The organism is Klebsiella sp. LTGPAF-6F, assembly GCF_001753185.1.
In the GTDB taxonomy this organism is placed as follows: domain Bacteria; phylum Pseudomonadota; class Gammaproteobacteria; order Enterobacterales; family Enterobacteriaceae; genus Klebsiella; species Klebsiella michiganensis.
Map to the genome: position 1 here is coordinate 731,515 of NZ_CP017450.1, position 16,860 is coordinate 748,374.

The following is a 16,860-nucleotide window of genomic DNA, read 5'->3' on the forward strand; positions in this document are numbered from 1 at the left end:
AACTTGAATTATTTGGGGTATTAGCGGTGTTTAAATCGTACCGTCCCAGGAGTCGACTTTTTCGCGTTTCGCTTCCTCTTCATCAAACCAGCGCGAGGTCACGCATTTTGATTCGGTGTAGAAACGGACGCCGTCTTTGCCCAGGCAGTGCAGGTCGCCGAAGAAGGACTGCTTATGGCCTGAGAACGGGAATACGCCGACCGGCACCGGAATACCGACGTTGATACCGACCATGCCGCCGTGGGTGCGTTTCTGGAATTCGCGGGCGTAGTAGCCGCTTTGGGTGAAAATAACCGAGCCGTTGGCAAACGGGTTATTGTTCATAAGTTGCAGACCTTCTTCGAAGGTTTTGACCCGCTTAAAGCACAGCACCGGCCCGAAAATTTCCTGCGTGCCGACGCTCATCTCTTCGGTTACGCGATCCAGGATGGTTGGCCCGACGTAGAAGCCATTTTCCTGGCCCGGCACCTGAATAGCGCGACCATCGAGCACCAGCTTTGCCCCCTCCTCAATGCCTTTATTAATCCAGTTGATGACCGATTGCTTATGATCTTTAGAAATCACCGGACCCATATCGGTATCGCGCAGATAGCCGGGGCCGATTTTCAGCTGTTTGGCTTTCTCGACGACGGCGGCAATCAGCTTATCAGCGATCTCTTCCTGCACCACGACAACCGGCAGCGCCATGCAGCGTTCGCCCGCGCAGCCAAACGCGGCGTTGATAATCCCCGCTGCGGTACGGTTAATTGGCGCATCGGCCAGCACCAGGGCATGGTTTTTCGCTTCGCACAGCGCCTGAACGCGCTTGCCGTGAGCGGCGGCTTTGGAGTAAACGTGCAGACCCACGGAGGTTGAGCCGACGAAGGAGACGCCGTTGACGTCCGGGTGGGTCAGCAAGATATCGGCTTCATTGCGTGAGCAGGTCACGACGTTAATCACCCCATCCGGCACACCTGCTTCCTGATAGAGTTTGGTGATTTCCATACAGGTCATCGGCGTCATACTGGCCGCTTTAATCACCATGGTATTACCGGAGGCGACGCATAATGGCGCCATCCATCCCATCGGGATCATTGCCGGGAAGTTAAACGGCACAATACCGGCGAACACGCCGATTGGCTCACGATAAAGGTTGGTGTCGATCCCGGCAGAGGCGTCCATCAGGTTTTCACCGGCCATGAGAGTGGGAATCGAGCAGGCAAGCTCGGTACCTTCTTTCGCTTTTAATACATCGCCCTGGGCGTCGCCCCAGGCTTTACCGTTTTCTTTTGCCACCAGCTCGGTTAAGCGGTCCTGATGCTGGATTAATAATTCGCGAACGCGGAACATAATTTGCGAGCGTTTAATGGCCGGCGTATCTGACCACGCCGGAAAGGCTTTGCGCGCCGCGGCAACGGCATCCAGCACTTCTTGCTCGGTGCAGCAGGGGGCCTGAGCCATGACTTCCCCGGTACTTGGGTTATAGACGTCCATATAGCGTTCGGTCTGCGATACGCGCCATTGACCATCAACGAAATATTTCAGCCTTGGTACAGTAGTCATATTTTTCTCCATGATGATAGCTGTCGACTCTCTAAAATCTGGCTCCGGTCGGCGGCAAATAACCGACCGCCGGGTTAGCCCCTCTCGTGAAAAGTGAATTCCAGCTTCTTGCCGGACGATGGCCTCCGCTGGGCGATTCACCTGCGGCGGTGCGGATGATTTTGTCGACTTTCTGCTGAGGAAAGCCTGCAGACGCCAGGTTTTAATGAACAGAACTCACTGGCCAAAAATACGCGCACGCACCGTTTCGGTTCTTGTACTTTAATGAAATTTATTTTTCATTATTATGATGTATGAAATATCAAAACCGTTTTGAGAGGTGGATCAAAGATAAGCAAACTGCTGATAAAGTCAGCGCCCTAAAGGCAGGGTTATATGGTTTTATATAATAAAGTTAACATGTTGTGTTGATGGCATTGGCGTTGATGGCGAGGGGAGATTGCCAGCCGGATTGCAATGGAACGGCTTTTTTGTGAAATAAAAGTTAAATATAAGCGCGAAATGGAATGAAAATGAAAAATTAAAACCGATTTAAATGCAGGGAAAATTCGAATTGACCATTGTCCATGGCATTGCGTTCGAGGGAGTGGGTCGCCCGGATCGGGCAATAGCCGTAATCCGGGGAGTCATACAGAATTAGCCTTCGCTTTCGGCCAGTTCACGCAGGTACTGGAAGATAAGACGCGCGGACTTCGGCGGCTTGTTGCCTTCTTTCTCTTTTTTGGCGTTGCGGATCAGCGAACGCAGCTGCTGACGATCGGCATCTGGCCACAGGTTCAGCACTTCAGCCACGGCATCATCACCATTATCAATCAGACGATCGCGGATCTGCTCAAGCTTATGGAACAGCGCAACCTGCTGGTTGTGGCGGTTCTTCAGCTTGTCCAGCGCCTGACGAATCGGCTCGACGTCGCGGCTGCGCAGCATTTTACCAATCAGCTGCATCTGGCGGCGGCGGCCTTCTTTCTTGATACGCTGGGCGAGTTCAATCGCGTCGCGCAGGTCGGTATCCAGCGGGATTTTATCGAGCGCGTTTTTACCCAGCTCGACCATTTCCGCGCCAAGACGCTTCAGTTCTTCGGCGTCACGCTTAATTTCACTTTTACTGACCCAGATAATTTCATCGTCTTCATCTTCGACGTCATCACCAGGGACGTCGTCGAGCCAGTCTTCGGGCTGCTTTGTCATCTCAGGCTCCTTAAAAAAGAGACTAATGTTACCAGTTAAGGCGCGCACTGAAAAACGGTTCTCTGTTAGACTTCAGTTAACTCCTTCTTACATTATGGCATTAGCGATGAAAGTCATCTCTCAAGTTGCACAACAGCGTAAGACGCTGGAAGAGGCCGTGACCACGGCGCTGGAACTGGCGGCAGGCAAATCCGACGGCGCGGAAGTCTCCGTCAGTAAAACTACCGGTATCGGCGTGAGCACCCGCTACGGCGAAGTGGAGAACGTAGAATTCAACAGCGATGGTGCTCTCGGCATCACCGTTTATCACCAGAATCGCAAAGGCAGCGCGTCTTCGACCGATCTCAGCCCGCAGGCTATTGCCCGCACGGTGCAGGCGGCGCTGGATATCGCCCGCTATACCTCGCCGGACCCGTGCGCGGGCGTGGCGGATAAAGAACTGCTGGCTTTTGAAGCCCCGGATCTTGACCTGTTCCATCCGGCGGAAGTTTCCCCGGATGAAGCCATCGAGCTGGCCTCCCGCGCTGAACAGGCGGCGCTAAAAGCCGATAAACGCATCAGCAATACCGAAGGCGGCAGCTTTAACAGCCACTACGGCATTAAAGTGTTCGGCAACAGCCACGGCATGCTGCAGAGCTACTGCTCTACCCGCCACTCGCTCTCCAGCTGCGTGATTGCCGAAGAGAATGGCGATATGGAGCGCGATTACGCTTACACCATCGGACGGGCGATAGACGACCTGCAGTCGCCGGAGTGGGTTGGCGAAGAGTGCGCCCGCCGCACCCTGTCGCGCCTGGCCCCGCGTAAGCTATCGACGATGAAAGCGCCGGTGATTTTCGCCAACGAAGTCGCTACCGGTCTGTTTGGCCATCTGGTCGGGGCGATCGCCGGCGGTTCGGTTTACCGTAAATCCACCTTCCTGCTTGATGCGCTGGGTAGCCAGATCCTGCCGGACTGGCTGACCATTGAAGAGCATCCTCACCTGCTGAAAGGTCTGGCTTCGACGCCGTTTGATAGCGAAGGCGTCCGTACGGAACGCCGGGATATCATTAAAGACGGCGTACTGACCCAGTGGCTGCTGACCAACTACTCGGCGCGTAAGCTGGGGCTGAAGAGCACCGGCCACGCGGGCGGTATTCACAACTGGCGGATCAACGGCCGCGGCCTGAGTTTTGCAAAGTTGCTTAAAGAGATGGGGACCGGTCTTGTCGTCACGGAACTGATGGGGCAGGGTGTAAGCGGCGTCACCGGCGACTACTCACGCGGCGCGTCCGGCTTCTGGGTAGAAAACGGCGAAATTCAGTATCCGGTCAGTGAGATAACCATTGCAGGAAATCTGAAAGATATGTGGCGTAATATCGTGACCATCGGCGACGATATCGAAACGCGCAGCAACATTCAGTGCGGTTCCGTACTGCTGCCGGAGATGAAGATCGCCGGGCAATAACACTTGTGTGCTTAATAATAAAAAAGGAAGTGAGCAATGCGTAAAAAACTGTTAGCGATGCTGGCCGTATCGGCTTTTGCGCTTGGTTCGGCATCGGCTTTCGCCGATCTGGGCGAAGATATGGATACCCTTGCTGAGAACCTGCAAGTGGTGCAGAAAACTTCAGATGCCGGCGAGCTGAAAGCGGCGCTGAATAAGATGCGTACAGCGGCGGCTGACGCCCAGAAAGAGACGCCGCCGAAGCTGGAAGGTAAAGCGGCGGACAGCGCGGAAATGAAAGACTATCGTCACGGTTTCGATGTGCTGATCGGCCAGATTGACGGCGCGCTGAAGCTGGCTGATGAAGGCAAAGTCAAAGAAGCCCAGGCCGCAGCGGAAGAGTTTAAAACCACCCGCAATACATACCATAAGAAGTACCGTTAATTTCTCTTTGTGGGAAGGCGTCAGCCGATGCCTCCCACATTCTGTTAATTCAAAACTCCATCACCGTCACATTTTTCGCTTTTCCTGCATGCCAGTTTTCGCCACCGTGACACCGATGATCTTGTGATGTTCATCACGAGAATTGGTTGGGGCGAATACATCCACAATAACTATGTGAAATAGATCACGCCTGCCTTCTTCCTTTCCACTTCGAAGTGGAAAACAACTCGCTACAAACTCTTTGCCCCCGGCATTAGTGTTATCCCCAGAGACATCAACGGGGTAATTCAAGTGAATAACGGAGCGGTAACACACGTCCCAGAGGAGCAGGCCACGCTAACCGAACAGCTGGCCGACAAGATGCTGCAGCAGGTTTTCGCACTATTAAGCCGCCGCAACATCGTCCCCAACGACGTTCAGGAGCAAATGCTGACTTCCCACGTTCGGGCGATGGCCCATCGGTCAATCAGCGGCGAGCCGCTGCCGGAAGTGGATGCCAGCCTGTTCGAAGAGATCTCAGAAGATTCAATGATGCTGGCCCGCGAAGTGGTCGCGCAGTTCGGCAATCTGCCAGATGAAGAAGCCTGGCTGCTGTCCGTCCACTTCGAAGTCGCGAAAGATAACCTGTAAGGAGCACACAAATGGAACAAATCACCGTTGTTATTGGCGATCGCCTGGGTAAAGGACAAAAAGTTGCCGCAGGTGCGGAAAAAGCCGGCGCTCGCGCCGTGGTCGTGCCGGGCGTTGCCGCGGATATGAAGCTGGGCGACATGATGAAGGCGGAAAACGCCACCTTCGGTATCTCTTTCTGCGGCAGCGGCGGCGCAGGGGCGATCACCGCGCAGAATAAGCACGGCTACAAGGCGAAATATGGCATGCGTTCCGTTGATGAAGGCGTCACCGCGATCAACGAAGGCTACAACGTACTGGGCTTCGGCTTTATGGATAAAGAAGAGCTGGGTGAACGCCTGGTTGAGGCCTGGAAGAAGAAGTACGGCGCGTGAGCATGAAAGAGCAATTCACCACCACGGTGAGCGTTACCGGCAAAGGCGAGAGCAAAACGCGCGCTTTTGCCGATGCCCTGAACCATGTCCAGGCGGCGGTGATGAAAACGTCGCCGCACATCTTACTGCGTATTGAACCACAGGACGTGGAGGTTGTTCATGCGCGTGAAGCGGTACGGAAAGAGGCCTTTTTATTCTTCTTTTTGCGCCGTGAGCGACGAACCTACAGCGTGGAGCTGAAGGTCACCGTCACCGTGACCGCCATTAATCTCGATAAAGTGGATTTCGTCACGCAAACCTGATTTTCACCAAAGGGTCAGACTATGTTCCTGATAATTTTAATAAAATCGCTCATCATCGGCGGCCTGGTTGGCGTCGGCGTAGGCGCCGGAGCGGCACGCATGTTTCATGCGCCCACCACGCAGGGGATGGGGGCGTTTCGTACCTTGGGCGAGCTGAATTCATGTGAAGGCGATCCGGCTTCCCACTTCTCATTTGGCCTGGGCTTCTTCTTCAACGCCTGGGCCTCTTCCGTCGCGGCAGGCTCCTTCACTCAGGACGTTGACCACCGCATTATCCCCAACTGGGGGGCGGCAGCGCTGATGATTAAAAACCGCAACGTCGGCGAGACGCTGCACGATCCGAAAAAGATGGCCATCGCCTGCGGCATTATCGGCATGATCGTGGTCGCTTTCCTCAACCTCACCGCCTCTTCTGTACCGGAAGCGCTGCAGGTGACGGCGGTAAAAGTGCTGGTTCCGGCGGCAAACCTGCTGGTGAATACGGTGATGCCGGTCATCTTCTGGCTGGCGGCGATTGATGCCGGTAAAAAATCGGGCTTCTGGGCGACGATTTTCGGCGGCGCGGCGCAGCTGATTATGGGTAACGCCGTTCCGGGCCTGGTGCTGGGCATCCTGATCGGGAAAGGCGTTGAAGAGAGCGGCTGGCACCGCGTCACCAAGGTGATGATGGTGGCGATCGTCGCGCTGTTCGTTCTGAGCGGCTTCTTCCGCGGTTTCGACATGAAGATGATTGAATCCTTCCATCTGACCGTGCCGAACTGGCTGGAACTGATCCACAACTCGCTCAGCGGTAAATAACAGGAGCCTCTCATGGAACAAAATAAAGGTTTTTGGTATGCCGACTGGTCGTTCCCGATCTTTGTTGGCCTGCTCTCCGCCGGCGTCTTTGCCGGGACGCATATGTACTACCTCTACGGCATCGGAGCGTTTAACGAAGTCGCCTTCGTGGCGATGCTGAAAGCGGGAATTGATACCGGGGCCTACGGCGCGGTAGCGGCGTTCGGCGCCAGCTTCCTGTTCGCGCGTATTATCGAAGGCTCGCTGGTGGGGATTCTGGATATCGGCGGGGCGATTCAGACCGGCGTCGGCTTAGGCGTTCCGGCGCTGCTGCTCGGCGCGGGCTTTGTTTTCCCGGTCGCCAACTTTGCCGCCTCGCTGGTCACCGGCCTGGTGCTGGGCCTCGCGATTGGCTACATCATCATCCTGGCGCGTAAATTCACCATCAACCAGAGCGATTCCACCTACGGTGCGGACGTCATGATGGGGGCCGGTAACGCCTCAGGCCGTTTCCTCGGACCGTTGATTATCCTCAGCGCCATGACCGCTTCTATTCCTATCGGCATCGGTTCCCTGGCGGGCGCGCTGCTGTTCTACATCTGGCAGAAGCCTATCACCGGCGGCGCGATCCTTGGCGCCATGCTTCTTGGATCAATCTTCCCGGTGGCGATTAGTTAAGTCCTGCGGGCGCCTCGGCGCCCGCGTTAACAGGAGAGAGATATGTTTGATTTACTCCTGCGCCGTGCACGCCTCGTCGACGATACCCTGACCGATATCGCCATCCGGGACGGTAAAATCGCGGCGCTTGGCGAGATTAGCGCGCCTGCGCGCAAAACCCTTGAGCTGGACGGTCGCTATTACGTCAGCGCAGGCTGGATTGACTCTCACGTTCACTGCTATCCGAACTCGCCGATTTACCATGATGAGCCGGACAGCGTGGGGGTTGCTACCGGCGTGACCACCGTGATTGACGCGGGCAGCACCGGCGCGGACGACGTGGATGATTTCTACCAGCTGACCCGCAAAGCCGCGACCGAAGTTTACGCCCTGCTTAACATCTCCCGCGTCGGGCTGATTGCCCAGAATGAACTGGCTAATATGGCGAATATCGACGCGGAGGCGGTGAAGCAGGCGGTCAACCGCTACCCGAACTTTATCGTCGGCCTGAAGGCGCGGATGAGCAGCAGCGTGGTGGGGGAAAACGGCATTACGCCGCTGGCGCGCGCAAAGGCGATTCAGCAGGAAAACGGCGGCCTGCCGCTGATGGTGCATATCGGCAACAATCCGCCCGACCTGGATGAGATCGCCGACCTGCTGACCTCCGGCGACATCATTACCCACTGCTACAACGGTAAACCCAATCGTATCCTGACGCCGTCCGGCGAGCTGAAAAGCTCGATTTCCCGCGCGCTACAGCGCGGCGTGCGCCTTGATATCGGCCACGGCACCGCCAGCTTCAGCTTCGAGGTGGCGCGGCGGGCGATTGCTATGGGCATTCTGCCGCACACCATCAGCTCCGATATTTACTGCCGCAACCGTATCGACGGCCCGGTGCGATCGCTGGCGCTGGTGATGTCGAAATTCCTCGCCATTGGCATGTCGCTGCCGCAGGTCATTGACTGCGTGACCGCCAACGCCGCTGAAGGCCTGCGTCTTAGCCACAAAGGGCGGCTGGAAGTGGGTTACGACGCCGACCTGACGCTGTTTACCCTCGCGCAGACGCCAACGGTGCTGGTGGATGCGGAAAAAGAGAGCCTTCAGACCGACAAGATTCTGCTGCCGCTTGCCGCCGTTCGCGCGGGCAAGGGCTATCTGACCGAACAAGGGAGCGCGGAAAATGCCTTCGATTTTTGAGAAATATGATTTAAAACAGGTGATTAATACCTCCGGTCGTATGACCATTCTCGGCGTCTCCACGCCGCGGCCGGAAGTGGTGGACGCCGCGATGGCGGGGATGAACCAGTACTTCGAGATGAAAGATCTGGTCAATAAAACCGGCGCGTATATTGCGAAGCTGCTGGAGGTGGAAGGGGCGACCGTCGTCTCCTGTGCCTCGGCGGGCATCGCCCAGTCGGTGGCGGCGGTGCTGGTAAAAGACAGCGACTGGCTGCTGGAAAACCTGCACGTGACGCCGATTGAAAACAACGAAATCGTGCTGCCTAAGGGTCATAACGTCAATTTTGGCGCGCCGGTGGGCATCATGGTGGCGCTGGGCGGCGGTAGGCTGGTGGAAGCGGGCTACGCCAATGAATGTTCCGCCGGGCAGCTGGCGGCGGCCATTACCCCGCGCACCGCGGCCATTCTGTATATCAAATCCCACCACTGCGTGCAGAAAAGCATGCTCAACGTGGCGCAGGCGGCAGCGGTGGCGCAGAGCCATAATCTGCCGCTGATTGTCGACGCGGCGGCGGAGGAAGACCTCCAGGCCTACTATCGCGCCGGCGCGGATCTGGTGATTTATAGCGGCGCGAAGGCGATCGAAGGGCCGACCAGCGGGCTGGTGATTGGCAAAACCCAATACGTTGAGTGGGTTAAACGCCAGTCGAACGGCATTGGCCGGGCGATGAAGGTGGGCAAAGAGGGGATCCTCGGCCTGACCTGCGCCATTGAGCACTATCTGACGGCGCGCAAAGAGAGCGGTGAAGAGATGGTGGCGAAGATGACGCCGTTTATTCAGCAGCTCAATACGCTCGATGGCGTCACCGCGCGGGTGGTCTGGGACAGCGCCGGCCGCGATATCGCGCGGGCGGAGATTAAGTTTGATGAAGCGGTGACCGGCGTCGATACCGGCGATCTGGTCAATGCGCTGAAGCAGGGCGAATACGCCATCTACTTCCGTGGCTATAAAGCAAATGAAGGCATTATTGAAGCCGATGTCCGCAGCGTGAACGCGCAGCAGCTGGAGATTGTCTCCCGTCGCATCGCAGAAGTTTTGAACAAGGAGAAAAACGCATGAAACTGACCCCTAATTTTTATCGTGACCGCGTCTGCCTGAACGTGCTGGCGGGGAGCAAAGAGAACGCCAGCGAGATTTATGAGGCGGCGGAAGGTCATGTACTGGTGGGCGTGCTCTCCAAAAATTACCCGGACGTCGCCAGCGCGGTTGCCGATATGCGTGAATACGCGCAGCGGATTGATAACGCGCTCTCCGTGGGACTGGGCGCGGGCGACCCGAACCAGTCGGCGATGGTCAGCGAAATTTCGCGTCAGGTGCAGCCGCAGCACGTCAACCAGGTATTTACCGGCGTGGCGACCAGCCGCGCGCTGCTGGGGCAGAACGAAACCGTGGTTAACGGCCTGGTGTCGCCAACCGGTACGCCGGGAATGGTGAAGATCTCCACCGGCCCGCTCAGCAGCGGCGCGCCGGACGGCATCGTACCGCTGGAAACGGCGATTGCGCTGCTGAAAGATATGGGCGGCAGTTCGATTAAATATTTCCCGATGGGCGGGCTGAAGCATCGCGACGAGTTTATTGCGGTGGCCGAGGCCTGCGCCCGTCATGATTTCTGGCTGGAGCCCACCGGCGGGATCGATCTGGAAAACTACGGCGAGATCCTGCAGATCGCGCTGGACACAGGGGTAAGTAAAATTATCCCGCATATCTACAGTTCGATTATTGATAAAGCCAGCGGTCACACCCGCCCGGCGGACGTGCGTCAGCTGCTTTCGATCACCAAACAGTTAGTAAAATAGCGCCGATTATCCCTCACCCGGCCCTCTCCCCAACGGGGAGAGGATTAGGGCGAAGGGAAACCGCCACCGAACCATCAAGGAGTCACCATGCCAACCGCTCGTCACCTGCTTGTTGCTTCACTCTCTCTGCTCACCGCCGGCGCCGCTGCGCAAACCCAGTACGCCTGGGTCGGCACCTACAACCCCAATGGCGAAGGGCTGTATCGCTTTACCGTTGATAGCCAGACCGGGGCGCTGCGCGATAAAACGCTGGTCGGGACGCTGCCTGACCTGGCCCAGCTTACCGTCTCGGCGGATGGCAAAACCCTGTACGGCGCCAGCGAAGTGGAAAAGGGAGTGGTGCAGGCGTGGCGCATCGGCAGCAACGGTGAACTGAGCGAGCTGAATCAGGTCGCTTCCGGCGGCGCCGGGCCGGTTTATCTCTCCCTGACCCCCGATGGACGTCATCTGCTGGTGGCAAACTACGTCAGCGGCAGTATCGCCGTGCTGCCGGTGAAAGAAGATGGTAACCTGGGCGAGGCGGTGGATGTGCGTCAGGATCAAGGGCCTGCGGGCGCGGAACGCCCGGCGGCAGCCGTCGAAGGCAGTTTTGCCATCAGCGATCATAACGGCCCCCACGCCCATATGATCGCCGCCGATCCCAGCGGTAAATTCGTTTACTCCACCGATCTCGGCCTGGACCGGATCTATCAGTACCGGCTGGATAGCGCCACAGGGAAGCTGACGCCGAACGATCCGCCGTTTATCGCGGCCTCATCTCCCGGCGCCGGACCGCGCCACTTTGTGTTTACGCCGCAGGGCGACGGACTATGGTTGATTAACGAAGAGGCGTCGACGCTCACTTTTTATCATCTCGATAAGCAAAGCGGCCTGCTGCGCGAGGGGAAAACGGTCTCGGCGCTGCCTGCAGAGTATAAGGGCACCAGCTTTGCCGCCGGCCTGGTCCTGAGCCGCGATGGCAAACAGCTGTACGTCGCCAACCGACTGCATAACAGTATTGCCCACTTTACGGTGCTGGCTGACGGCAGCCTGAGCCACCAGGACGATATCTGGACCCGCGGCGACTATCCGCGCACGCTGATGCTGGACAGTCAGGGGCAGTGGCTGTACGTCATGAACCAGCGTAGCGACAACATCACCCGCTTTCGCGTCGCGTCGAAGGATGGCAGGCTGACGTTCTCTCCGGACTACACCCCGGTTGGCAGCCCGTCGCAGATGGTGATATCCGCTCAACCCTGAGCCGTAAGAAAAAGGAACTGACATGCGATTTCCCCATCAACGTTTAGCGCAGCTGTTTACTCTGTTGCAAAACGAAACGCTGCCGCAGGAGGAGCTGGCGCAGCGGCTGTCGGTTTCTACTCGCACGGTACGCGCGGATATCACCGCGCTGAACGCGCTGCTGCTGCACTACGGCGCGCAGTTTATCCTCACCCGCGGCAGCGGCTATCAGCTGGTGATTCACGATCCGACGCGCTATCAGACGCTGGAAGAGAGCGCGCCGAAAGCGCAGCATATCCCGCGAACCGCGGCGGATCGCATCCACTTTTTGCTGGTGCGCTTTTTAACTTCCGCGTTTTCTATCAAGCTGGAGGATCTGGCCGATGCGTGGTTCGTCAGCCGCGCCACCTTACAGGGCGATATGGTTGACGTACGCGAGCGTTTTCAGCGTTATCAGCTCACCCTCGAGACCCGGCCGCGCCACGGCATGAAGCTGTTCGGCAGCGAGGTCTCCATTCGCGCCTGCCTGACCGATCTGCTGTGGGAGCTGAGCCAGCAGGGGCCGCTTAACTCGCTTATTGGCGGAGAGGCGTTTGACGCCAGCGTACCGACGCTGCTGGCCGGCGTGCTGCAGGAGACGTTAACCCGCCATCACGTGCGGCTGACGGACGCCGGGGAGCGCTTTATCTGCCTGTACGGCGCGGTTGCCGTGCGCCGCGTGAGCGAAGGGTATCCGCTGGCGGATTTTAGCGCCGAGGATGTGGCGCAAAACGTACGCGACGCCGCACGCGAGCTGGCAAACACGATGCAGCAGCTGGCGGGCAAACTGCTTGCTCCGGCGGAAGAAGAGTGGCTGTGCGTCCACCTTGCCGCCCGCCAGGTGCAGGACGTCGATCCGGGCACCATCAGCGCCGACGACGATGAAGCGCTGGTGAACTACATCCTGCGCTATATCAATCAGCAATATAACTACAATCTGCTGGACGATGCCCAGCTGCATGCGGATTTACTGACCCATATTAAGACCATGATCACCCGCGTGCGCTACCAGATAATGATCCCCAACCCGCTTCTGGAAAATATCAAACAGCACTACCCCATGGCGTGGGACATGACCCTGGCGGCGGTATCGAGCTGGGGGAAATATACTCCCTACGCCATCAGCGAAAACGAGATCGGCTTTCTGGTGCTGCATATCGGCGTCGGGCTGGAGCGCCATTACAATATCGGCTATCAGCGTCAGCCGCAGGTGCTGCTGGTCTGCGATACCAGCAACGCGATGGTGCGGATGATTGAAGCCATCCTGCAGCGTAAGTATCCGCAGCTGGAAATTGCCGCCACCCTTTCGCAACGCGAATATGAACAGCGGGAAGAGATCGCGGAAGATTTTGTTATTTCCACCGTGCGCATCAGCGAGAAAGAGAAGCCGGTGGTCACCATTGCGCCGTTTCCTACCGACTACCAGCTCGACCAAATCGGCAAGCTGGTGCTGGTGGACCGCACGCGTCCCTGGATGCTGAATAAGTATTTTGATGAGGCCCACTTCCAGGTGATAGATACCCCGATGGATCAGCAGGCGCTGTTTGCCACGCTGTGCCAGCAGCTGCAGCAGGAGGGGTTTGTCGGAGCGGAGTTTCATGGGTCGGTGGTGGAGCGTGAGGCTATCGTCAGCACCATGCTCGGAGACGGTATTGCGTTACCCCACGCCCTCGGCCTGCTGGCGAAAAAGACCGTGGTCTATACGGTTATCGCCCCGCACGGTATCGCCTGGGGCGACGAAACCGCGCATATCATCTTCCTGCTCGCCATCAGTAAAAGCGAGTATGAAGAGGCGATGGCCATCTACGATATTTTCGTCACATTCCTGCGCGAACGGGCAATGGCCCGCCTTGCCGCCACCCGCAGTTTTGCTGAGTTTAAAACGGTGGCCATGGAGTGCGTCAGCCGGTTTTGAGATGCGCAGCCAGAGTTCGAGCCGCGCGCGCTTTGGGATACCGACGGGTATATCAGGTTCGGGATGGGGTGGTGAGGGTTTATGTTATTGCTGTGGGAAAACGAGAGAAATTAGCCGTCTATCGGAACGTCCATAAACGGCTGTAGCGGGAGGCTATCTCAGGTGATGTACAACCTGGTTGCTGCTGCCGCGCCAGATTAGCGCCGGGTCTTTTAAGTCCTGCACAAATTTGCCATCAACCAGCACGTTGATGAGATCCACCACCTGCATCTGCGCGGCGTTAAGTTCGTCCAGCTTGTAGCCGGTCCACACCCAGATATCTTTGCCGGGGCACTCGGCGCGAACGCGCTGCACCAGCTTAAGGATCTCCGGGACGTTCTGCGGGTGCAGCGGGTCGCCGCCGGAAAGCGTGATCCCCTGGCGCTTAACGCGGGTATCGTTGAGGTCAGCAATAATGCGGTCGGCCATCTCGGCGGTGAACGGCATGCCGGAGTTTAGCCGCCAGGTGCTCTTGTTATAGCAGCCGGGGCACTCGTGAACGCAGCCGGAAACGAACAGGGTGCAGCGAGTGCCCGGACCGTTAACGATATCTACCGGGTAATATTGATGGTAATTCATTTTTCGCTTCTCAATTAACGCCATAGCCGCGTTGGCTGCGCTCGCTCACCCCAGTCACGTACTTAATGTACGCTCCCGGGGATTCCCTCGTTTGCCGCCTTGCTCTGACGCGAATTGCTTTGCGAAAACGGAGGAGCTTTGCATTTGTAAAGGGAACGGCTCCCGGCGTCGCTGCGCTCGGCCGGGCTACGAAGAGCCGCATACGCGGTTGTAGCCCGGATAAGGCGCTTTGCGCCGCGATCCGGGAACAGCTCCTGAGTGACCGGCCGGCCCCCTCTCCCGGCAGGGGAGAGAATTAGGGGAGGGGCTAAACCACCCGGAATTAACCGATCTGCCCGTTGCCCAGATGCTTCACGCGGCGCTTCACTTCTTCCTGCTTGCCGGCGTTGAACGGACGGGCGTCCGGGCTCCCGAGATAGCCGCACACGCGGCGGGTTACCGACACGCGGGAGGCATCGTGGTTGCCGCATTTCGGGCAGGTGAAGCCTTTGCTGGTGCATTCGAACTCACCGGTAAAGCCGCACTCGTAGCATTCGTCGATCGGCGTATTGGTTCCGTAATAGGGCACGTGCTGATAGCTGTAATCCCACACGTCTTCCAGCGCTCTCAGGTTGTGCTGAATATTCGGGTACTCGCCGTAGCAAATAAAGCCTCCGTTAGCCAGCGGCGGATAAGGCGCTTCAAAATCGATTTTATCGTACGGGTTTACCTTCTTCTCTACGTCAAGGTGGAAGCTGTTGGTGTAATACCCTTTATCGGTTACGCCTTCGATCACGCCGAACTCAGCGGTATCCAGACGGCAGAAGCGGTCGCAGAGGTTTTCGCTCGGCGTGCTGTACAGGCTAAAGCCGTAGCCCGTCTCGTCTTTCCACTGGTCTACCGCTTCGCGCAGGCGCTGAACGATGGCGACGCCTTTCTCACGCAGCGCTTCGCTATCGTACATATGCTTGTTGCCGAACAGCGCGTTGATGGTTTCATGAATGCCGATATAGCCCAGCGAAATCGACGCGCGGCCGTTTTTGAAAATCTCAGAGACGTCGTCGTCCGCTTTCAGACGCACGCCGCAGGCGCCTTCCATATACAGAATCGGCGCCACGCGAGCCTTCACCCCTTCCAGGCGGGCGATGCGGGTCATCAGCGCTTTACGCGCCAGCTGCAGGCGTTCGTCGAGAAGTTTCCAGAACTCAGTCTCGTCGCCACGGGCTTCCAGCGCGATGCGCGGCAGGTTGAGGCTGATAACGCCGAGGTTGTTGCGGCCATCGTGCACCTGTTCGCCGTCCTCGTTTTCCCACACGCCGAGGAAGCTGCGGCAGCCCATCGGGGTTTTGAACGAGCCGGTCACCTTCACGACCTGATCGTAGTTAAGAATATCCGGATACATGCGCTTGCTCGCGCACTCCAGAGCCAGCTGCTTAATATCGTAGTTCGCATCGCCGAACTTGTGGTTCAGGCCGTCGCGAATGGCGAAGACCAGCTTCGGGAATACCGCCGTTTTACGGTTTTTACCGAGTCCCGCAATGCGGTTGCGCAGAATGGACTGCTGAATCAGACGCGATTCCCAGCTGGTGCCGAGGCCGAAACCGAAGGTCACGAACGGCGTTTGACCGTTGGCGGTATGCAGGGTGTTCACTTCATATTCCAGCGACTGGAAGGCGTCGTAGCACTCTTTCTCGGTGCGGGAACGGGCGTAGCCTTCGGCGTCGGGGATGTGCCACTCTTCGGCAATTTTACGGTGCTTATTGAAGCTTTCGGTAACAAACGGCGCCAGTACTTCATCGATGCGGTTGATGGTCGTACCGCCATAAATATGGCTGGCGACCTGAGCGATAATCTGCGCCGTTACCGCGGTAGCGGTAGAGATCGACTTCGGCGGCTCAATCTCGGCGTTGCCCATTTTAAAACCCTGGGTCAGCATGCCTTTAAGATCGATCAGCATACAGTTGAACATCGGGAAGAATGGGGAGTAGTCGAGATCGTGATAGTGGATCACGCCGCGCTCGTGGGCCATGACCACGTCATGCGGCAGCAGGTGCTGGCGCGCGTAGTGCTTGGCGACGATGCCCGCCAGCAGATCGCGCTGGGTAGGGATGACTTTACTGTCTTTGTTGGCGTTCTCGTTGAGTAACGCCGAGTTGGTCTGCTCAACCAGGCCGCGAATTTCCTGGTTCAGACGACCGCGCTTTTCACGTTGGCTATCGCGGTCGTGGCGATATTCAATGTAGGCACGCGCCAGCTGCTTGTAGGGACCGGACATCAGCTGGTTCTCAACGGCGGTCTGGATCTCGCTGATATCCACCTGGGCGCGGCCCTGCATTTGCTGGCTAACGACTTCTGCGACGGTGGCGCAATAGTCTGCGTCATCGACTCCCGCTGCTTTAGCTGCACGTAGAATTGCTTCATTAATGCGCTCTGACTTGAACGGCACTTTACAGCCATCGCGTTTCATCACATGCGGTGTCATGATCACTCCATAATTTTTTACAGAACAGGTTATCCACAGAGGCGGAAGGTCAACCGAAGCCCCGGGGCGCTGTAGCTGCCGCCGTTTCCCTCCGATCCCGGCCCTTTTTATCCACATCCCATCACCGCCTGAGTACGATGGGAGTGGTGATATAATAGACTATTAATACAATATGTGGGGCCGGAATGCATTTTAAGTTCTATATGTAGTGCTTTGCATCAAAGATGTTTGCA

16 protein-coding genes and 1 pseudogene are annotated in these 16,860 nt (G+C 57.4%); 13 read left to right on the forward strand and 4 right to left on the reverse strand.

Features of this window, described 5'->3' with window-relative positions:
* Positions 1–30: 30 nt before the first annotated feature.
* Together BJF97_RS03550 and yjgA are read right to left on the reverse strand one after the other, a co-directional pair.
* Positions 31–1,542 (reverse strand): CoA-acylating methylmalonate-semialdehyde dehydrogenase, encoded by a 1,512-nt coding sequence (locus BJF97_RS03550; protein WP_004098061.1) that lies wholly within the window; start codon positions 1,540–1,542, stop codon positions 31–33.
* A gap of 636 nt (positions 1,543–2,178) precedes the next feature.
* Positions 2,179–2,730, reverse strand: coding sequence for a ribosome biogenesis factor YjgA (yjgA, locus tag BJF97_RS03555; protein WP_004098062.1), 552 nt, complete (start codon positions 2,728–2,730; stop codon positions 2,179–2,181).
* 94 nt (positions 2,731–2,824) lie between these two features.
* Between yjgA and pmbA the strand changes: the two genes are divergently transcribed.
* The 13 genes and pseudogenes from pmbA to BJF97_RS35000 all read left to right on the forward strand — a co-directional run.
* Positions 2,825–4,177, forward strand: a complete 1,353-nt coding sequence (pmbA, locus tag BJF97_RS03560; protein WP_004098067.1) for a metalloprotease PmbA — start codon at positions 2,825–2,827, stop codon at positions 4,175–4,177.
* Positions 4,178–4,213: 36 nt separating this feature from the next.
* Positions 4,214–4,600 carry a cytochrome b562 gene (cybC, locus tag BJF97_RS03565; protein ID WP_032695164.1) on the forward strand — a complete coding sequence of 129 codons (387 nt, stop codon included), beginning with the start codon at positions 4,214–4,216 and terminating at the stop codon, positions 4,598–4,600.
* A 291-nt stretch (positions 4,601–4,891) separates the two neighbouring features.
* Positions 4,892–5,230: a PRD domain-containing protein gene (locus BJF97_RS03570; protein WP_004098070.1), complete on the forward strand. Its 339-nt coding sequence runs from the start codon at positions 4,892–4,894 to the stop codon at positions 5,228–5,230.
* An 11-nt stretch (positions 5,231–5,241) separates the two neighbouring features.
* Entirely contained in the window at positions 5,242–5,604 is a 363-nt protein-coding gene (locus tag BJF97_RS03575; protein ID WP_004098072.1) for an SFCGS family glycine-rich protein, read from the forward strand.
* A 2-nt stretch (positions 5,605–5,606) separates the two neighbouring features.
* Complete coding sequence (locus tag BJF97_RS03580) at positions 5,607–5,906, forward strand: DUF4312 family protein (protein ID WP_004098073.1); 300 nt, start codon at positions 5,607–5,609, stop codon at positions 5,904–5,906.
* Positions 5,907–5,927: 21 nt separating this feature from the next.
* Entirely contained in the window at positions 5,928–6,704 is a 777-nt protein-coding gene (locus BJF97_RS03585; protein ID WP_004098075.1) for a DUF4311 domain-containing protein, read from the forward strand.
* 12 nt (positions 6,705–6,716) lie between these two features.
* Positions 6,717–7,361: a DUF4310 family protein gene (locus tag BJF97_RS03590; RefSeq protein ID WP_004098076.1), complete on the forward strand. Its 645-nt coding sequence runs from the start codon at positions 6,717–6,719 to the stop codon at positions 7,359–7,361.
* Positions 7,362–7,403: 42 nt separating this feature from the next.
* Complete coding sequence (locus BJF97_RS03595) at positions 7,404–8,537, forward strand: amidohydrolase/deacetylase family metallohydrolase (RefSeq protein ID WP_032695165.1); 1,134 nt, start codon at positions 7,404–7,406, stop codon at positions 8,535–8,537.
* Positions 8,521–9,639, forward strand: coding sequence for a DgaE family pyridoxal phosphate-dependent ammonia lyase (locus BJF97_RS03600; RefSeq protein ID WP_070082842.1), 1,119 nt, complete (start codon positions 8,521–8,523; stop codon positions 9,637–9,639). The genes BJF97_RS03595 and BJF97_RS03600 overlap by 17 nt, the downstream gene beginning before the upstream one ends.
* A complete protein-coding gene (gene dagF / locus BJF97_RS03605; RefSeq protein WP_032695167.1) occupies positions 9,636–10,376 on the forward strand; it encodes a 2-dehydro-3-deoxy-phosphogluconate aldolase in 741 nt (246 codons plus the stop codon). The genes BJF97_RS03600 and dagF overlap by 4 nt, the downstream gene beginning before the upstream one ends.
* Positions 10,377–10,463: 87 nt before the next feature.
* On the forward strand, positions 10,464–11,615 hold the full coding sequence (locus BJF97_RS03610; RefSeq protein WP_032695168.1) for a lactonase family protein: 1,152 nt from the start codon (positions 10,464–10,466) through the stop codon (positions 11,613–11,615).
* A gap of 22 nt (positions 11,616–11,637) precedes the next feature.
* Positions 11,638–13,548 (forward strand): BglG family transcription antiterminator, encoded by a 1,911-nt coding sequence (locus BJF97_RS03615; protein WP_032695169.1) that lies wholly within the window; start codon positions 11,638–11,640, stop codon positions 13,546–13,548.
* Positions 13,549–13,574: 26 nt separating this feature from the next.
* Positions 13,575–13,694: pseudogene (locus BJF97_RS35000) on the forward strand (type II toxin-antitoxin system mRNA interferase toxin, RelE/StbE family); the annotation flags it as partial.
* Positions 13,695–13,701: 7 nt separating this feature from the next.
* Here BJF97_RS35000 and nrdG read toward each other — a convergent pair.
* Together nrdG and nrdD are read right to left on the reverse strand one after the other, a co-directional pair.
* Positions 13,702–14,166, reverse strand: coding sequence for an anaerobic ribonucleoside-triphosphate reductase-activating protein (nrdG, locus tag BJF97_RS03620; RefSeq protein WP_014227659.1), 465 nt, complete (start codon positions 14,164–14,166; stop codon positions 13,702–13,704).
* 322 nt (positions 14,167–14,488) lie between these two features.
* Positions 14,489–16,627, reverse strand: a complete 2,139-nt coding sequence (nrdD, locus tag BJF97_RS03625; protein WP_032695170.1) for an anaerobic ribonucleoside-triphosphate reductase — start codon at positions 16,625–16,627, stop codon at positions 14,489–14,491.
* Positions 16,628–16,860: the final 233 nt, after the last annotated feature.